Here is a 16,877-nt window from a genome sequence, read left to right as displayed (position 1 = left end):
TCGAAGATGGCGGTGGCAAGCTCTGCGCGGGTTTTCCAGGTTCTGGAATCGAGCAGTTCGAGTTGCATGGTACCCCAGAATGATTCGACCAGAGAGTTATCGTAGCAATCTCCGATCGAGCCCATCGATGGGACGATTCCAGCGGCGACCAGACGTCGACCGAATGCCCATGATGTGAATTGGGTGCCGTGGTTGGAATGTAGGATCGTGGCGTGGTATTGCGGGCGTCGGCGGAGTATGGCCATGCCGAGGGCGTCGATGACGAGTTCGGTGCGCATGTTGTCGGCGATGGACCATCCGACTGCTTTCCGGGAGAATACATCGATGACTGCCGCGCAGTAGACTTTCCCTTCTCGGGTGGGGTGTTCGGTGATGTCGGTGCACCAGATCTCATCCGGTCCGTCGACGGTGAAGTCGCGGTCGACCAGGTCGGTGTAGGGGTCGGCGTGCTGGTCCCGGACGGTGCAGCCGTGGTTGCGTCGCCGGTAGAGGCCCTGGATCCCGGCCTGGCGCATCAGCCGAGCGACGCGTTTGTGGTTCACCGTGATACCGAGTCCGAGGGTGAGCTCGGCGTGCACACGTGGCCATCCGTAGGTGCCCCGGGACTCTGCGTGGATTTTCTCGATGTGTTTGAGGAGCAGTTCGTTCTCCTGCGTCCGTAGCGATGTCGCCCCGGAGTGCCATTCGTAGTAGCCCTGGCGGCGGACGCCAAGGACCCGGCAGGTCACCGCGACGTCGAATCCATCGTCGGCGAGTTCACGGACCAGCGGGAAAACTACTTTGGGAGGATGTTCTCCCGGGCGAAGTACGCGGCAGCACGCTTGAGGATCTCGTTCTCGATCTCGATCCGGCGGGCCTTCTTTCGGAGTTCGACGATCTCACTTTTCTCCGCGCTCGACAGACGTGTGGAGCGCGGGTCACCGTCGTCTGCGTCGGCCTGGGAGACCCAGTTCCGCAGACACGACTCCGACAACGACAGGTCCTTGGCGATTTCCGAGATCGGCTTGACCTTCGAACGGGCCAGGTCGATAGCGCGTTGCCGGAACTCCGGCGGGTGAGGAGCGGGCACGAACGACATCCTTCCCGGCGGACGGCGTCCGCCTCAGGACAGGTGTCCGGTACCAGGGGCCAAGCTCACCGGTGTGCTCCCGATCAGGGTGAGCTTCCCCCGGTTTGCCGGAGTGCGGGTTACCTGTCGGCGTCGCGCTGGGCGCGACGATAGTCGTCTTCGTACTCGTCGGGTGAGAGCCCTCCGAGGCGGGCCTGGATCCGGCGCGGGTTGTACCAGCCGTCGAGGTAGCGGATCAGCGCATGCTCGGCCTCGCAGCGGGTCGCGAAGCCCGTCCCGGGCCAGTAGAGCAGCTCGATCTTGAGCGTGGACCACAGGTTCTCGGCGAGGGCGTTGTCATAGCTGTCCCCTGTGGACCCTGTCGACGGGGCGACACCCGCGTCGACCAGGCGCTGAGTGAATCGCAGTGCCGTGTATTGGGCCCCCTTGTCGCTGTGAAAGATCAACTGACCGGGACGCAGGCTCCGGGAGCGCAGCGCGTGGTTGAGCGCGGTCAGCACCAGCACCGTCGTGGCTCGCGGGTCGGTGGCCCAGCCGACGACCCGGTTGGAGAACGCGTCCCGCACCGAGGCCAGCCACAACACGCCCTCACCGGTGACGATGCGAGTCAGGTCCGCCACCCACACCCGGTTGGGCGCGGTCGCGGTGAAGTCGCGTTCGAGCAGGTCCGGCGCCGGGCGGTGGGCCGGATTCTGCCGGGTCGAGCCGCCCTTCCAGCCGCGACGCAGGTGCGCGCCCTGAAGGCCGTGCTCGCGCATGATCCGAGCGACGCGCTTGCGCCCGACGTGCACGCCCTGGCGGCGCAGCTCCAGCCACACCCGCGGGGATCCGTAGGTGGTGGCGAACTCGCTCACCGAGCGGATCTTCACGATCTGCTCAAGCAGGACGGCGTCGTCGAGCTGCCGCTGAGAGGGGTTCGCGCGGCGGGCGCGCCAGTCGTAGTAGGTCGGGGCCGCGATGTTCAGGACCCGTAGTACGAGACCGGCGGGGAAATCATGGGCATCGACGAAGCTCATGATTTCCTCCGGGTCGGGCCGATCTCGCTGGCGAAATAGGCGCTCGCCGCGCGCAGGACCTCGTTGACCCGCCGCAGCTCAGCGTTCTCCCGCGCGAGCCGGCGGTTCTCGGCGAGCATGTCGGTCGACGGCCGATCATGGCGCTCGCCGGTGTCTGCCTCGGCCTGACGGACCCAGTTGCGCAGGGCCTCGTGATGCACCCCGAGCTGCTCGGCGAGCCCCCGGAACGTCGGGCGAGGGTCGGACTCCCGATACAGCCGAACCGCTCGTTCGCGCAGCTCATCGGGGTACTTTTTCGGTGCGGGCACCAGTGCCTTCCTTCCTGGCCCTCAAGATCGAACCAGTGTTCAGACACTCCGGCAAAGCGGGGGAAACCTCAGGGAGCCCACCGTGGGCTCCCTGGCTCGGCTTCTGGCCGGTGAACGTGCCCGCTGTGGCACCCGAACCGGTCGCCGTGCTCTGGCCCCCGTCGCCCAGGCGGTCCTGGTCCTGCGGTGGTTCCTCGATGCGAGCCGTGTGGCGCGCCTGGCGGCCGACAACACGATCAGCACCGCAACCGCCTACCGCTACCTGCACGAGGAAACGCCCTGCTCAAAACCACCTTCGCAGCGCTACGGCGGATCACGCTGTGTCCCTGGCGGATCGGCGCTATCACCGCCGCCGCGCTCGTGCTACTCCACATCGAACACGACCGCACAACATGATCACCGCGCTACTGAGAACACCTCAATCTCCTCGTTCAACGCTGCTTCCAGCACGTTCTTGGTGAACAGCTTCAACAGCCCGTCCGGGCCGGTCAACGCCAACCCCCGGGCGCGCGCGTCGGTCACCATCGCTGCCGCAGCGGCCTGTTCGGCCGTCAGCTCACGCCCCGGCCCGGACTCGTACTCACCTGGACTCACACGGTCCGATGTCATCACTCACAGTGCCCATCCCGCCGGACCCCCGCCCGGCGCGTCGGGCCGAAAACACCGTTCCTGGGACAAACCCTCCAGGGAGGCGACCCAGCGGGTTTAGTGCGCAGCGTGACCGTTAGTTTCTTCGTGATCATATGTTGCGGACAGGGCTGGGTGGCTGGTTACTGTCCGCGAATCGGTCGACCTTGGTGAGGGCCTGCATGCTTATCGCTCTGGGGTCCGCGATGATCGCGGTCTTCATGTATTTGATCTTGTCGAAGCGGCTTGCGCCGACTTTGGCGCTGGTGTTGGTGCCGTTGAGCTTCGCTCTAGTCGCGGTCGGTACGGGGATCGCGGAGCCGAGCGAGGACGGGGTCGTCAAGTCGATCACGGCGGCGATGAAGGACTTCGCGCCGACCGCGGTGTTGTTGTTCTTCGCGATCATCTTCTTCGGGACGATGATCGATGTCGGGTTGTTCGATCCGTTGATCCGGTTCGTGCTGCGCGCGGTGAGCAACGACCCGGTCCGCCTGGTCGTGCTGACCGCGGTCCTGGCCGGGGTGGTCTCGCTCGACGGGGACGGGTCGACCACGTTCATCATCACGGTCTCGGCGTTGCTACCGATCTATCTGCGCCTGGGTTTGAGCCCGGTGGTGTTGACCGTGGTCGCGAATCTGGCTAACGGGGTGCTCAACATTCTGCCCTGGGGTGGGCCGACCGCTCGGGCGGCGACAGCGTTGAACGTGTCGCCTTCGGAGCTGTTCAACCCGATGGTCCCGAGTATGGCGCTGGGAATGGTCACGGTGCTGGTCCTAGCCTGGCTCCTCGGCCGGTCGGAGCGGAAGAGGCTTGCCGCGGCGGGTCGGTCGTTGCCGGTCGTCGCCGCCGAGTTCGACCCCGACCGTGGCGGTGACTGCGTTCCTGAGCAGGTCCCTGAGAAGGTCGGCGCGGCGCAGCTCGCGCCGACAGAACCCGGCACCGGCGGTATCGGGGGGGCCGGTTCTGACGGGCAGCTCCCGCTCGGTGCAACCGCCGCGGCCGGTGCAGATGTCACGGGCGGTGGGGCCGTCGTGGCTGGGGGGGACGGTACTGGTGGGGTGAGAACCGGTCCTGGGGATGGGTTCATCGCTGTGGGTGGGGTGTTGGATCCGAACCGGCCGACGCTGCGTCCGAAGTTGATCTGGTTCAACCTGGCTTTGACCGTGGCGCTGCTGATGGTGCTGGGGTTGGACGCGTTGCCGTTGTCGCTGGTGTTCGTCGCTGCGGCGGCGATCGCGCTGGTGGTGAACTTCCCCCGTCCTGCTGATCAAGTCACTGCGGTCACTGCGCACGCGAGTTCGATCGTGGCAGTGGTGGCGATGGTGTTCGCCGCGTCGGTGTTGGTTGGAGTGCTGTCGGGTACCGGGATGGTCACGGCGATGGCGAACGGGATCGTCGCGACGGTGCCGCCGGAGGTTGGGTCCTGGTTCGCGGTGATCGTCAGCGTGCTGAGCATGCCGTTGACGTTCTTCCTCACCAACGACGCGTTCTACTTCGGGATCCTGCCAATCCTGTCCGAGGCGGCCGGGCACTACGGCATCACACCGGTGGAGATGGCCCGGGCGGCGCTCATCGGGCAGCCGGTGCACATGACCAGCCCGCTGGTTCCGGCGATGCTGTTGTTGGTGTCGTTGGCCAAGGTCGACCTGGCTGATCACCATAAGAAGGTCATCTGGCGGGCTGCGGTGTGCTCGCTGGTGATGATGGCAACGGCGATCGCGCTGGGAGTCATCCCCCTCGGCTGACCAGTGCTGCGTTGCCTCGCCCGGTGGGGCGGCCTCGACTCCCCGGGGGCCGCCCCACCGGTGCGTGCGGGCGTTCTGCCCGGGTTCCGCAGTTCGTGGGCAGACCTGGGTTCCGCAGCTGCTGTCCGATGAAAGTGCCCGGATAGGGAGTCTGAGCTGGGGAGACGGGTGTCGGCCTGGTGACATGTCGTGTCACTAGGCGGCGGTGTTGTCCCTGGTCAGGGCGTTGTGGACGGCTCGGTGTCGAGGTCGAGGATCCGCGGCGGCAGGGCGATGTCGAGGACCTGGTGCAGCCGCCGGACCTCGGCGCTGGGTGGGGTGGTCTGGCGGAACAGCCCGGCCGGGCCGGTGAAGATGCCGACGTGCAGGCGCTGTAACTGGTCGCGGGCGCGGGGCCAGGTCGTGGCCTGGTCGGGGGCGCCGGCCTGGGTCTCGACGACGCGGGCCAGGAGCAGTGCGAGCCAGCAGGGCACGACGTGCGCGCGGATGCGGTCCTCGAGTCGGTGATAGACCGGCCGCAGGTCCAGGACCTGCTTCATGTCCCGCCAGCCGCGCTCGACCTCCAGCAGCTGCTTGTAGCCCAGCGCGATGTCCTCAGTCGGCAGGTGCGGATCGCAGGTGCGCAGCAGGTACTTCCCGTCCAGCTTCGCGTCCGCGGTGATCCTTGCGGCGTCGACGCGGAGCAGCCCGCCCGGTGTGACGCGCAGGAACCGGTTCAGCCCAGGCTTGGTGGAGATCACCCCGCGCAGCTCGGCCCGCTTCGTCGGCGACAACCGATCGGAGGTCTCGATCATCGTTTCGAGCCGCTCGACGAGGTTCGCGCGGACCGCGGCGTCCCGGTCGGCGGCGTCGGGGTTGTGGCAGACCACGAACCGCTCGGTGTCGCTGATCTTGACTTCCTTGACCCGCAGGTTCGCGCTGACCTCCTGAAGCGCCCCGGGAGTGGTGGAGGCTCTGATCCCACGGAAGGGTGGAGATCGTGCCGGCACCGAGGAAGTTCAGCAACGAGATGCGTGAGCGCGCGAAGCGGATGCACCGGTTACGGCGTAGACGGCGGCCCGCCAGCCGCGGGTCGGCGCCACGAGTTTCGGGCGCACCACATCGGCGAACGCACCACCGTCAGAGAAACCGACCACCGGAGTGTCCTGGCCGACAGAGCCTACGGCGTCGTCGGTGTTCCAGAACGGCGCCGCCGCCGTTCCCGGCGGCTCGGCCGCAGGCCGAACGGGCCGCGGGCCAGCGCCAGGGGCAGCAGACAACAGCTGCTCTGGGGACTCGCTCGGCGCCGGCTGCTCGACGGGGACTTCGGAGCCGCCGCTGCGGCCGCCATCGACTCGGGCGTGCTCGGGGCGCCGGGAGCGGCCCACGCCGCAGCCCATCGGCCAGCCACGACGGCGCCGTCGTCGCCGCGGTCTCCACCGGAGACGGCACGTGATTACTGCTCGACATCAGCGGCTACCTGCCTGCTCATCGACAGGCCCGGACAACAGACCAGGATCGACGACCAGACGGCCGTCCTCCGGGGCACGAGTGACCGGCACCGTCATCCGCACCCAGCGCGGCTCGGCCGCGGTCCACGACGCATCCGCTTCCGGTGGGGCGCAGGAGCGGCCGATCGTCCCCGGCGGCTCCGCCAGGCCGCCGCGTTCACTCTCGTTCTCGGGATCGGCGCCAGGACCAGGCACCGGAGCACGGATGTACGGGGTGGCGCGGACGAGCACCTCGACGAACACCACCGTGTCCGACCGCCGATACAACCGCCCCGGCAACGGCGCATCCGCCCGCTGACGACCGACACCCGACCAGCCCCACGTAGAGGCCTGCGCGTCCGCGAGGACTTCGCGGAGGACCTCGGCACGCCGCCACGGATCGTCCTCGTCGAACGACTGGAAATCACACGCGAACCGTCCCGCGAACGACGACGCCTCCACATCGGACACCCGCTCCCACGACCGAACCGACCGGGTGAACGACGGCTCGACGGACACACGAGTCAGGGATCGCCGGCGGGCCTGAGGCTTCGTCGGAGAAATCTCCTCATCGAGGCGGATCTGTGGTGGAGTCAGTTCGGCATCCGTCTCGGTCTCATCAGGCGCTGTGACTTCGGCGAGAGCTGTGGAGCGTGGACCTCTCGGTGTGATGACGTGCACGGCCGCTGGTGGTGAGGTCTCGTCGATCGGGATGGCGGGGAGGCCTGGGCTCTCGCCAAGTCCTGGGGCTGTTCGCCATGTGGACGAAGTCGTTGGGGGCGTCGGGACGCGCCGGCGCGGCATCAAACCGACGCCCCATGGACGGTGCCGAGAAGCTGAGACTGCGGCCTCCATGTGCTTCCACCAGGGGTAAGGTCGCCAGCTCTCTGGTGTAGCACGTGACTGCTGGACGGGTCCTCCATCGCTCAACCTCCCTCTGAGGTGCACCGCTGGATGTATCTGATCAAATCACGATAGTGAAGGTACAGGACCAGACGGGCACTTCGCCAGAACTTCATCAACCAGACATGCACGCCGATAAATCCCGTAGCCTCGCTCGGGGGTGGCGGGCGCCGCTCAGCGAGGAGGCAGCGCGCGATGGCAGCGACGACGGACGGCAGCTCAGATGGTGGCTTGACCGCGCGGCTGAACTACCTGTTCGAGCATGTTCGTCCGGAGGGCGAGGACCGTCGGTACAGCGGGCGAGAGCTCGTTGCGGCGGTCAATGAGGCTGACGTCGAGTTGTCGGAGTCGTACCTGTCTCAGCTGCGGCGGGGGATGACGGGGAACCCGACGCTTCGGGTCCTGAAGGGCATCGCGGACTTTTTCGGAGTGCGTGTCGGGTACCTGCTGGATGATCCCGAGGCAGTCCGTGCGGTGGAGGCACAGATAAGTCTTCGCGCCGCTATGCGGGATGCCCAGGTGCAGGATGTTGCTTATCGCGCCGCGGCTCTTAATGCGAGCCAGCGAGTCGCGTTCGATGAGTTGCTGACCGACCTCATCCAGAAGCGGAGTCGAACGAAGGAGAGCAGCAGTGCGGATGACGTCTGAACACGTTGGCTATCGGCTGCGCGGAAGAGTCTTCACGAACCGGGTCTGGCATGGATGCTGAGGTCGAGCGCCTTCTCTATGATTCGGTTGCGTTGCTCGGTCCGTTGGATCGGCTCCGGCGGCTCGGGTTTCTGTGCGAGGGTGGACGTTTCGATGATGCCGCCAGCGGAACCACGAGTCGGCGACTCCGTGCGCGACTGGAGCGGATCACTGACGGCACTTTTCGAAGAGCTGATTTGGACGCACTCGACGATGTGATGCGCGGTCGCGATCGCGTCATAGCGCCAGAGTTTACGGAATTTTTTACGCGGACACTTGGGGTGGCAGACGGATATATCACCGACAGCGCGGTGGCGGAACGAGCAGAGGAGGAATTGCTAGTACGTCTTCTCTCTGAGAGTGGCGTGGATAGGCCGGTGGTGTGTCGTGTTCAGCCAGCTCGTCCCATCCGAGCAGCCATCTGCGTGAAGTTGGTTGAAATATCTCGAAATCGTCAATACCAGCTGCAGCAGAACTGATCGTGCCACACCGCCCTACGGACCGTCACCACGACATGCAGGAGACCGCCGCCCAATGGTCGCACCGACGCCCCATGATGATTGCCTGCAGATCCCGATGACAGATGCCGAGCTCAGAAAATTTTGGCGGACGCTTTTAAAGGATCTCGGAATCGTGAGCAGGCTGGACCCATGGATCCTGTGTCAGAGACTAGCCGAACGTTTGGGCAAGAGTATCAACGTTGAAGGCCACACGATTCCAGGAGTATCCGGAGTCGGGTTCGGATCGCTAGTTCCGTTCCCTGACGAGTACCTCATCGTCCATGCTGCGGACGTGTCAATTCCTTACCAAAGCTACATAATATGTCATGAGCTGACTCATATCGCGCGGAATCACCCCCGCGGCGGGGAGATGCTCTGTGGAAACTTCACAGAGATCGACAAAGAAAATCAGGAGCCCGGGGCGGGCAAGTATTTCAGCTCCTGGAAAGAGTGGGAGGCGGAGACCTCCGCCGCTATCCTCGTTGAGATGGCAAATCGACCAGCTCCTTTGATTGATATCGACGCTAGCGGTCTTAGTGAGAGTGAACGTCTTTACGCACGTGCCGTCGGCGGGCGCGCCCTGCGGGGGTTCCGGTGAACGTCGCTGCCCAGATCATCATTACGGCCATCGGCATATCATTCCTCGCTGCTATCACGTATAAGGTGAACGAGATTCGGCGCGATCCGTCCAACTGGGCAGCCTGGGGGGTCGTGACAATCCTCTTTGCTTTGATGATTGCGACCACTGTTCGCGAAAACTCGCCGATTGAATTTCTGTCGACGTATGGCAGTACATCGGAAGGGGTCGTGTTTCGGAACATCCCTCAGGCTATGGGGTTCTTTGGTCTTCAGCTACTCCACCTGTACAAGAGCGCTGACGGGCGCCTCCGTAGAAAGCGGCTTCTCCTGGAAGCAGCTGCCCTGTGTGCGACTATCGTCGCGATGTGCGTGCTTGCTGTCACGCTGCCGCCGGGGGTGAGCTTGTATGCGTCTGACGAGAATCTCGCCCACTTCCACGTGCTTCTTTTCTACTATGTGATCGGCGGATACGTTCTATACTGTCTGATCTCACAGCTGCGGTGGAATATTATATTTGCGCGGACCTTCCGGAATCGTTTGCTGCGGTGGTCGGCCGCAGTGGCAGCGGCAGGAGATCTCCTCCTCATCTGTACTCGGCTGAGCCGGGATATAGGACAGAGCTTCAGTCACTTCGTCTCGGGCGAACGTCCTCTGATCACATCAGTCTCCGAGAAACTTTTCGTCGTCACGGGATTCCCGACACTTATCGTAGGCTTGCTGCTCCCGGCGATGGTGGACGGCTTCCGAAACCTGGCACACCTCTATTCTAGAGCTCGCCGGTGGCAGAAGCTTCGCCCCCTGAACGACGCGATAAAATGGGCTTACCCGGGGCTGCAACGCCCAGCACAGCCCACCGACACCGACACCGACACCGACACCGACAATTCTCTCCTAAATTCCGGTCGATGCAAGCTGGCACAACTGATGCGGGATATCTCTGGCGAACGCGTTCAGCGGTGTCAGGACGGGTACGGGCGCAATCGCAATAATGATACCGGGGGGCGGCCGCTGGCCCTTGCCCGGGTGCTCGACTCTTTACCTGAAGCCGGAGTTCCGTTCGATACGACCGACGATGACCAGGTAGTCAAACATCTGATATCTGTATCCCTGGCGCTCGGCCGCGTAGGCCCGATCTATCTCAAGGAGTACGCCGTCATTCAAGCAGAACCGGAAAACAGCTCCCTCTGACCTCATAGTTCGGAAAGTTGCCGCCAATGGACACTCTCATCACCGCCGCCAACATCATCGATGGAGATCCGGAAACAATCGCAGGCGGACAGCGGGCCACCGCGCCTCGCCCCGCGGCGGTACTTGTCCGTGACAACGTGATCCACGTTGTCGGCGACCTTGCAGACGTCAGTATTCATGCTGAACCCAGCGCTACACGGCTGGACTTTCCGGGCGGAACGCTACTGCCCGGCCTGATCAACGCCCACGTACACCTCTGCGGTGACCTGAGCCCACAGCCTTTCGCTACCGCCGCTGACGGCGATCACACCACGCTGACAAATCTGATCCAGAGGAACGCCCTATCAGTGCTCACAGGTGGGTGCACAACAGTGCGAGATCTCGGAGACAGTCGGGGACTCGTGATCTCGCTCAGAGATCAGATTGACCGAGGCGAAACCCTGGGGCCTCGTATCCTTTCCTCAGGAACCCCACTCACCATCCCCCAAGGTCACTGCTGGTTCCTCGGCGGGGAAGTCGCTAACCACAGCCAAATCGACAAACATATCGAAGGACTCGCTGCAGCGAAAGCGGACTGGATCAAGGTCATGGCTGGTGGCGGCCAGATGACGCCGCGCGGACCGTCGATGTTCGACTCCCAGTTCTCTTCTTCCGACCTGGCCTACATCGTCCGGCGAGCGAGCGCTTATGGGACCCCTGTAGCCGCCCACGCGCACGCCACAAAAACGATCAAGGTATGCGTTGATGCTGGCGTGCACACTATTGAGCACTGCGGCTGGTGGGCAGCTAAGAAAAAGATGGACCTTTCCGATGAGATCGCAAGCAAGATGGCCACTGCATCAATTATTGCAGGCGATACCGCACCGCCTCAGTGGCGGATGCTAGCCGATCTTTTACCGTTCCCCGATGACCACCGGATCGGTGACCACCTGCCATGGCTCCGAGCACATGGGGTGCCAATTCTCATCGGCAGCGATTCCGGCCTGCCCAATGCTATTTTTGACGACTTCCCGACCTCCTTGGAGCATTACGTAGAGCGCGGATTCACACGCTCCGAAGTCATCACCCACGTAACCGGGACAGCAGCCGATAATCTCAGAATCAGCGAACAGACCGGCAGGATCCGTGCAGGACTCTATGCTGACCTTATTGTTGCGTCCGGGGACCCGCGCGACGATCTTGACTACCTGCGCCGCCTGCACCTCGTCATGACGCGCGGGCACCGTGTCGTCTGACTCAGGCCATAGTCGCAATCACACACGAGCAACCACAATCGGGCTGGTGCGATCGTGTACAACAGTGAGGGAGCAGGTGTGAGCACTACACCAGGAGCCTCGTCGTGGAAAGACGACTACGCCCACCTGATGATCACCGTGTTCCTCGGTGCCTGTGTCTTGGTGTGTGTCGAGACCGCTGCCCTGGTCGCCGGGCTGATTTCCGGTGCGCCGCGGTGGCTATTCCTTGGGCCTGCGGATGTTGTCGATCTGGTGGGGCGGCTGTTGCGGGTTCCGGCCCCGGCCGGGTCGACCACTGCACATCTGTTCGTGGTGCCGGGCTTGTTCCGGAATTGCCTGATTGGTGCCGCGACGGTGCTCGTGGCCGCGATGATGATCGCGGGCTGGGCCGCCGCACGACGGCGTCGGGGTGGTCGCCGGTCGCGGCGGTCCCGTCCGGGGCTGGTCAGCACCGCGCTGGCGCGGGTGGCGCCGGTCCCGGCTGGGCATGCCACCACTGCTGAGATCGCCGCGGAGCTGTCGGTGAAGGCGTGCCGGGCCTCCGCCGCTCGGACTCGGCCGGGTATGAGTGCCGCCCAGGTCCGTGCGGCGGCGCCGGGGGAGGTGGGGATCCCGCTACCGACGTGTGCGGCGTGCGGTCAGTTGTGGGCGCCGTTTACGAACCCGACCGGGGTGCTGGCACCGACCCAGTCCGGGAAGACCCGCTGCTGGCTGTGCGGGATCTGCATCGACGCCCCGGGCGCGTTGCTGTGCTCGACCACGAAACCGGATCTGTTGGAGCTGTCGGCGTTGTCCCGCGCTCGCCGGCCCGACGCGGGACCCGTTCTCGTGTTCGATCTGACCGGCACCACCGCCTGGCCCGCGGTGCTGCCGTGGTCCCCGCTGCACGGCTGCCGCGACCAACAACAAGCGTGGGCGACCGCGAAACGCCTGGTCGAGGCCGCCGCCACCGGCATCGAAGCCGGTGGTGGGCGCGGCGCCGGGAACGACCGCGTCTTCCGCCAACGAGCGATCGGTGTGGTCGGCGCCTACCTCCTCGCCGCCGCCCACGCCCCCACCAGCAGCAGCGGGGGCAGGAACGTCAGCGGGCTGGGACAGGTCGCGCGCTGGGCCACCGACCGCGCCGCCGCCCGGGAAGCGGTCACGATCCTCACCAGCCACGACGAATTCCAGCACCTCGGGGCCGCCCTGGTCGCTGAACTCGGGATGGTCGCCGAGACCGCTGACGCGGTCTGGATGTCAGTGCGCCGCGCCCTGGAACCGTTCTCCGATCCACGCGTTCAGGCGCTGTGTGACATCGACCCGGCCACCTCCTACGACCTGGAGCAGTTCATCACCGAGGGCGGTGCGCTGTATCTGATCGCCGAGGAAAACGACGCTGCGGCGATCCCGATCCTGACCACCATCGTCGACGAGTGGATCACCACCGCCCGGCGGCTCGCCCTCACCCGCCCCGGTCGGCGGCTGGACCCGCCCGCCACGATCGTCCTCGACGAACTCCCCTCCGCCACACCGGTACCGGACCTGCCGACCATGCAGGCCGACTCCGCCGGCCGCGGTGTCCTCATCCACTGGGCCGCTCAATCGTTGTCCCAGCTCGAAGCCGTCTACGGCACCCGAGCCCGCGACCTGATCGAGAACTCCACGGTCTTCGCCGTGTGGGGCGGCATCAAAGACGACGACACCCTGACCTGGCTCTCAAAGATCATCGGCGATCGCATCTCCCACCGCCACACTCATCCGACCGGCGGGCTACTCCCGGCCACGCACGGCGGAACCCGCACCACCGAGCGTGTCCCGATCTACCCACCCGCGGCGATCCGCACGTTGCCGCGCGGTGAGGTGTTGCTGCTCTACCGGCACCTGCCGGTCATCCGCGCCACCACCATCGACGCCTACCACCGCCCCGACGGCGACCAGCTACGCCGTGATGTCGGCGTCATCGCCTCCGGCACCGTCCCGATCACCCAGGACGGCTATCTCCGACCCGGGGAGTCCACGGTGTCGTGACCAGCGGGCAAGGAAATACACGCGAAATACATTCTGCGCGTTATCGTTGTCGTGTCCCGGCGCCAACACCCCGAACATTCCGGAAGGGGCAGCCGGATCCCCCTCGTCAGCAACAAACAACAACAACGAAGGGCCTGCAGAGTCAACGACGGCTGCTGCCAGCGGAGTGGGATGACCGCGCATGCAGAACGAGCCACGCAGCAACTATGCTTCTACACTCCGGAAAGAGTGCGCCAACCGGGACGCACCGTCGACAAGGTCCAGCATCTCCAACAACAACCGCGCATCATCCGCGTCCCGGGCGAACGATACCACCACACCCGCCGCCCGAGCCGCGACAACCGGATCATGATCCGCGCTGCTACCTGACCAACCATTCGAATACATATAACTCGGATCGCTCCCGCCCGGCATCGAAACCCCGCAACCACTCCTACATAGACATCAACAAAACCCTGAAAATATTCCTCAGAACAATCCAGATTTAGAGGTCGTTTCAGAACGACTTGTCGAGTTTCCATTGACCCCTCGACGACAGATCAAACGGCAGGTCAGATAGCCGCTTGTCGTCTACAACAGACACGTCGACCTCGTTCTGAAATGACCTCTTAGCCACGCCGGACCTCGACGCAGAGTTCAGCGACTTACGCGACTTCGAGGACTTCCGGCGGTGACGCACAAGACCGCGCGCCGTAAGAATTTTCTTCGTCGAAACCCACCGCCCCGACTGATCATTATACGGCTTCGCCGCCTCCGGCAGCTCCCGAGCCAACACCCGATCCGCCCACCCCGCATACGCCACCGGATCCAACTGCCGCAACGACGACGCCGCCTCCACCAAACCCACCCGCACACGCCCCGCCGCGATCACCGTCAAATCAGCCAACAAATCCCGATCCCCACCATCCCCGAGGGCGCTGAGGCCGGCGTCCGAATCAACCGGCGCCGCCGTTACGGGTAGGGCCGCTACAGCCCCAGCCGCAGCAACAGGGCGCCCAGCACTACCGTTCGACATCAACTCAGGAACGACAGCGGATGCAGCGGGCTCAGAAGCAGAAACGGCGGGACCGGCAGGGATGGACGCTTCGACCCGGCCAGCGTCGATGAACGGCCGCAACACTTCCAGGAGCCGTTCATACTCGGTGTCGACGAGATCGATCTCCACCCGCATCTGATCGATCTGCAACTCATGATGCACAACATCATCAGACTCGACACCGGTGATGTCACAGAATCGTACCGTGCGAACACCCACGACCGATCAACCACCACACACAGACGCCCGGCCGTGCGGGCGCATCACTGCTCGTCCGACACAGCGGCTTCGGACACAGCGGCTTCGGCGGCGGCGCGTTGCACCGCCGCCAGCGTGGACCCCGACAACGCCTTCGACGCGACCGAGTCCCCCACCTGCCGCGGCGTCATGAACCCCGACCCCGCCGGCGCCAGATACTGCTCCCCATCAACGCCCACCCGGTATTCCAGATTCGAGGCGACACGGCGGAACCGGGTCCGGCCCCCGACCTGGGCGCCCTCCCACTTCTCCACCTTCACCGCCAACCGGCAACACCCACACCGCAACCTCCGCAGCAACAGCCCGGTCTCATCGACACCGGTGAAATGGATACCCGCCTGCCGGATCGTCGGGAACAAATGCCGCCCCCGCTCCCGACACGCCAGGACCTCATCCGACACCCCATCCACGTAGGCATCGACATCATCATCTGAGGCCCGCGGCCGCACCACACCCGCCCGGTCGGCCTGCTCACCCTGAATCGACCGCACCGCAGACGACCCCTGTGAACCCTGCGCGGCGGGGACCGCGGGGTTGAACTCCGGGAACGCCGCCGTCGGCGTCACCACCCACACCTCTTCACACTCGCCACCCGGACCTCACTCACCAACACCGCCACCGAACCCGTAGTCGTAGTCGTCATCGCCGAACCCGACCCGTCGATCATCGGCATCCACTCCCACCGTCAGATCCCCGACGACGCCCTCGCCGAGGGCCTCAGCGGCGCTCTCTCGGTCGTCTTCGATGACCATCGCTGCCCTTGCTCAGTTGCTCTGGTGGTAGGCGGTGGCCACGTGCGCCGGGATCCTGCCCCGCTCAGAAATCGGATAGTCGTTGTTGCGAGCCCACTCCCGGATCGCCCGATTCTCCGCACGCCCCAGCCCCGACCCGCTGCGCCGCACACTCTTCACGCCGGTCCCCGTGTCCCGCCGCGCCGCCGCCACGAAATCCGCCACCGCTGACCGGAACAGCTCCACGTTCTCCGACTTCAAATCAATCACATACGACTTCCCCTCCACCCCGAACCGCACCGTCTCATCCGCCGGACCCCCCTCCAGGTCATCCACCAACTCCACCCGAGTCACCTGAGCCATAACCCTGACCTCACATCCCGAACCGCACCGTGGAAGCCACCGCAAATCGGAGCAACCCGAACAAGAATAAACACTACAGAAATAAGTCGGCCGGCGCGACCGCGCCGAGCCCCCTGAAACCGTCCGCCTGGGCACGGTGGTCCGGAGAGGTGACCGGCTGAAATGACATCTGCGCAGCACCCCGACGGTGCCCCTGGTCGGAGTCGAACCGACACCGGTGACCCGTTTAAGAGGTCGTTTCAGAAGTCGGCGTGTCGGTCCTGTGTGGATCGGCGCTGGTAGCTGATCATGTCCGGTCGTGGCGCGGCGATCTTGTGTCGAGCGATTGGTGAGCGACGAGCTGTGGGCGCTGGTGGAGCCGCTGCTGCCCAAGCCGCGCAAGCACAAGCGGGGACGGACAGGCCGTCCGCGGGTGCCGGATCGGGCCGCTCTGGCCGGGATCGTGTTCGTGCTCAAGACCGGGATCAGCTGGAACGCGCTGCCCGCCGAGCTCGGCTGTGGGTCCGGAGTGACCTGCTGGCGGCGGCTACGGCAGTGGCAGCAGGCCGGGGTCTGGGCCCAGCTGCACCGGGTGATGCTCGACCGCCTCGCCCAGCAGGGCCTGCTGGACTGGTCGCGGGCGGCGGTGGACAGCGTGAGCGTGCGGGCCAAGCGCCGCGGCGAGGCCACCGGGCCCTCGCCGACCGATCGCGGGAAGGCGGGCAGCAAGTACCACGTGCTCTGCGACCGAGGCGGGCTCCCGCTGCATGCGCTGGTCACCGGGGCGAACACCCACGACAGTCGGATGCTCGCCCCGCTGCTGGACACCAACCCCGGCGTCCGCGAACGGGCGGGACAGCCGGGGCGTCCGCGACGTCGGCCGGACAAGGTGCACGCCGACAAGGGCTACGACTATCCCCGCTGCCGCCGCTACCTGAGTGGGCGTGGGATCGGGGTGCGGATCGCCCGGCGCGGGATCGAGGACTCCACCCGGCTCGGGCGGGTCCGCTGGGTCGTCGAGCGCACCATGTCCTGGCTGCTGGACTTCCGCCGCCTCGCGCTGCGCTACGACCGCGCCGAATCCACGATCACCGCGCTGTTATCGCTGGCCTGCGCCCTGATCTGCCACCGCCGCCTCACCAAGCCGAAGCCGAAGTGATGGTCGACCCAGCCC

General features: G+C 65.2%; 18 protein-coding genes and 2 pseudogenes. 9 read left to right on the top strand and 11 right to left on the bottom strand.

What is annotated here, in order from left to right:
- The 4 genes from KPF47_RS35360 to KPF47_RS35345 all read right to left on the bottom strand — a co-directional run.
- On the bottom strand, positions 1 to 728 hold a 728-nt coding region (locus KPF47_RS35360), incomplete at its 3' end, for an IS3 family transposase (RefSeq protein ID WP_308015576.1).
- A gap of 47 nt (positions 729 to 775) precedes the next feature.
- Positions 776 to 1,069, bottom strand: coding sequence for a transposase (locus KPF47_RS35355; protein ID WP_224388526.1), 294 nt, complete (start codon positions 1,067 to 1,069; stop codon positions 776 to 778).
- 119 nt (positions 1,070 to 1,188) lie between these two features.
- A complete protein-coding gene (locus KPF47_RS35350; RefSeq protein WP_224388528.1) occupies positions 1,189 to 2,085 on the bottom strand; it encodes an IS3 family transposase in 897 nt (298 codons plus the stop codon).
- Positions 2,082 to 2,393: a transposase gene (locus KPF47_RS35345; protein ID WP_224388530.1), complete on the bottom strand. Its 312-nt coding sequence runs from the start codon at positions 2,391 to 2,393 to the stop codon at positions 2,082 to 2,084. Before KPF47_RS35345 ends, KPF47_RS35350 begins: the two co-directional genes overlap by 4 nt.
- 267 nt (positions 2,394 to 2,660) lie before the next feature.
- Here KPF47_RS35345 and KPF47_RS35335 point away from each other — a divergent pair.
- Positions 2,661 to 2,789, top strand: a pseudogene (locus KPF47_RS35335) (IS5/IS1182 family transposase); the annotation flags it as partial.
- 24 nt (positions 2,790 to 2,813) lie between these two features.
- Here KPF47_RS35335 and KPF47_RS35330 read toward each other — a convergent pair.
- A pseudogene (locus KPF47_RS35330) lies at positions 2,814 to 3,002 on the bottom strand (IS256 family transposase); the annotation flags it as partial.
- A 200-nt stretch (positions 3,003 to 3,202) separates the two neighbouring features.
- Between KPF47_RS35330 and KPF47_RS35325 the strand changes: the two are divergent.
- Positions 3,203 to 4,765 carry a CitMHS family transporter gene (locus KPF47_RS35325; protein WP_374108823.1) on the top strand — a complete coding sequence of 521 codons (1,563 nt, stop codon included), beginning with the start codon at positions 3,203 to 3,205 and terminating at the stop codon, positions 4,763 to 4,765.
- Between the two features lie 218 nt (positions 4,766 to 4,983).
- On the opposite strand, the gene KPF47_RS35320 is transcribed toward KPF47_RS35325, so the two are convergent.
- Both KPF47_RS35320 and KPF47_RS35315 read right to left on the bottom strand, forming a co-directional pair.
- On the bottom strand, positions 4,984 to 5,634 hold the full coding sequence (locus tag KPF47_RS35320; RefSeq protein WP_224388533.1) for a hypothetical protein: 651 nt from the start codon (positions 5,632 to 5,634) through the stop codon (positions 4,984 to 4,986).
- A gap of 579 nt (positions 5,635 to 6,213) precedes the next feature.
- Positions 6,214 to 6,753, bottom strand: coding sequence for a hypothetical protein (locus tag KPF47_RS35315; RefSeq protein ID WP_224392851.1), 540 nt, complete (start codon positions 6,751 to 6,753; stop codon positions 6,214 to 6,216).
- A gap of 579 nt (positions 6,754 to 7,332) precedes the next feature.
- On the opposite strand from KPF47_RS35315, the gene KPF47_RS35310 reads away from it, so the two are divergent.
- From KPF47_RS35310 to KPF47_RS35285, 6 genes are all read left to right on the top strand, one after another.
- Complete coding sequence (locus tag KPF47_RS35310) at positions 7,333 to 7,785, top strand: helix-turn-helix domain-containing protein (RefSeq protein ID WP_224392850.1); 453 nt, start codon at positions 7,333 to 7,335, stop codon at positions 7,783 to 7,785.
- Between the two features lie 50 nt (positions 7,786 to 7,835).
- Entirely contained in the window at positions 7,836 to 8,303 is a 468-nt protein-coding gene (locus tag KPF47_RS35305) for a hypothetical protein (RefSeq protein ID WP_224392849.1), read from the top strand.
- 97 nt (positions 8,304 to 8,400) lie between these two features.
- Positions 8,401 to 8,922, top strand: a complete 522-nt coding sequence (locus KPF47_RS35300) for a hypothetical protein (RefSeq protein ID WP_224392848.1) — start codon at positions 8,401 to 8,403, stop codon at positions 8,920 to 8,922.
- Positions 8,919 to 10,091 (top strand): hypothetical protein, encoded by a 1,173-nt coding sequence (locus KPF47_RS35295; RefSeq protein WP_224392847.1) that lies wholly within the window; start codon positions 8,919 to 8,921, stop codon positions 10,089 to 10,091. The genes KPF47_RS35300 and KPF47_RS35295 overlap by 4 nt, the downstream gene beginning before the upstream one ends.
- A 26-nt stretch (positions 10,092 to 10,117) precedes the next feature.
- A complete protein-coding gene (locus tag KPF47_RS35290; protein ID WP_224392846.1) occupies positions 10,118 to 11,326 on the top strand; it encodes an amidohydrolase family protein in 1,209 nt (402 codons plus the stop codon).
- A 78-nt stretch (positions 11,327 to 11,404) separates the two neighbouring features.
- Entirely contained in the window at positions 11,405 to 13,336 is a 1,932-nt protein-coding gene (locus tag KPF47_RS35285) for a type IV secretory system conjugative DNA transfer family protein (RefSeq protein WP_224392845.1), read from the top strand.
- 496 nt (positions 13,337 to 13,832) lie between these two features.
- Here KPF47_RS35285 and KPF47_RS35280 read toward each other — a convergent pair whose 3' ends face one another.
- The 4 genes from KPF47_RS35280 to KPF47_RS35265 all read right to left on the bottom strand — a co-directional run bounded on the left by KPF47_RS35280 (position 13,833) and on the right by KPF47_RS35265 (position 15,724).
- Positions 13,833 to 14,015 carry a hypothetical protein gene (locus KPF47_RS35280; RefSeq protein ID WP_224392844.1) on the bottom strand — a complete coding sequence of 61 codons (183 nt, stop codon included), beginning with the start codon at positions 14,013 to 14,015 and terminating at the stop codon, positions 13,833 to 13,835.
- Between the two features lie 620 nt (positions 14,016 to 14,635).
- Positions 14,636 to 15,196 (bottom strand): hypothetical protein, encoded by a 561-nt coding sequence (locus tag KPF47_RS35275; protein ID WP_224392843.1) that lies wholly within the window; start codon positions 15,194 to 15,196, stop codon positions 14,636 to 14,638.
- 33 nt (positions 15,197 to 15,229) lie between these two features.
- Positions 15,230 to 15,382 (bottom strand): hypothetical protein, encoded by a 153-nt coding sequence (locus tag KPF47_RS35270; protein WP_224392842.1) that lies wholly within the window; start codon positions 15,380 to 15,382, stop codon positions 15,230 to 15,232.
- A 12-nt stretch (positions 15,383 to 15,394) separates the two neighbouring features.
- Entirely contained in the window at positions 15,395 to 15,724 is a 330-nt protein-coding gene (locus KPF47_RS35265; protein WP_224392841.1) for an Lsr2 family protein, read from the bottom strand.
- 298 nt (positions 15,725 to 16,022) lie between these two features.
- Here KPF47_RS35265 and KPF47_RS35260 point away from each other — a divergent pair, with 298 nt between their 5' ends.
- Complete coding sequence (locus KPF47_RS35260; RefSeq protein WP_224386569.1) at positions 16,023 to 16,862, top strand: IS5 family transposase; 840 nt, start codon at positions 16,023 to 16,025, stop codon at positions 16,860 to 16,862.
- The last annotated feature ends 15 nt before the right edge of the window (positions 16,863 to 16,877 follow it).

Origin of the sequence: Pseudonocardia sp. ICBG1293 (genome assembly GCF_020131355.1) — a bacterium.
Lineage (GTDB): Bacteria > Actinomycetota > Actinomycetes > Mycobacteriales > Pseudonocardiaceae > Pseudonocardia.
The sequence above is the reverse complement of the archived record's forward strand: the minus strand, read 5'-3'. Positions and strand labels throughout refer to the sequence as shown.

Excerpts from the sequence above, each read along its gene's own strand:
- KPF47_RS35350 (WP_224388528.1), bottom strand. The coding sequence starts at position 2,085 with ATGAGCTTCGTCGATGCCCATGATTTCCCCGCCGGTCTCGTACTACGG.
- KPF47_RS35325 (WP_374108823.1), top strand. The coding sequence starts at position 3,203 with ATGCTTATCGCTCTGGGGTCCGCGATGATCGCGGTCTTCATGTATTTG.
- KPF47_RS35310 (WP_224392850.1), top strand. The coding sequence starts at position 7,333 with ATGGCAGCGACGACGGACGGCAGCTCAGATGGTGGCTTGACCGCGCGG.
- KPF47_RS35305 (WP_224392849.1), top strand. The coding sequence starts at position 7,836 with ATGGATGCTGAGGTCGAGCGCCTTCTCTATGATTCGGTTGCGTTGCTC.
- KPF47_RS35300 (WP_224392848.1), top strand. The coding sequence starts at position 8,401 with ATGACAGATGCCGAGCTCAGAAAATTTTGGCGGACGCTTTTAAAGGAT.
- KPF47_RS35290 (WP_224392846.1), top strand. The coding sequence starts at position 10,118 with ATGGACACTCTCATCACCGCCGCCAACATCATCGATGGAGATCCGGAA.
- KPF47_RS35270 (WP_224392842.1), bottom strand. The coding sequence starts at position 15,382 with ATGGTCATCGAAGACGACCGAGAGAGCGCCGCTGAGGCCCTCGGCGAG.
- KPF47_RS35265 (WP_224392841.1), bottom strand. The coding sequence starts at position 15,724 with ATGGCTCAGGTGACTCGGGTGGAGTTGGTGGATGACCTGGAGGGGGGT.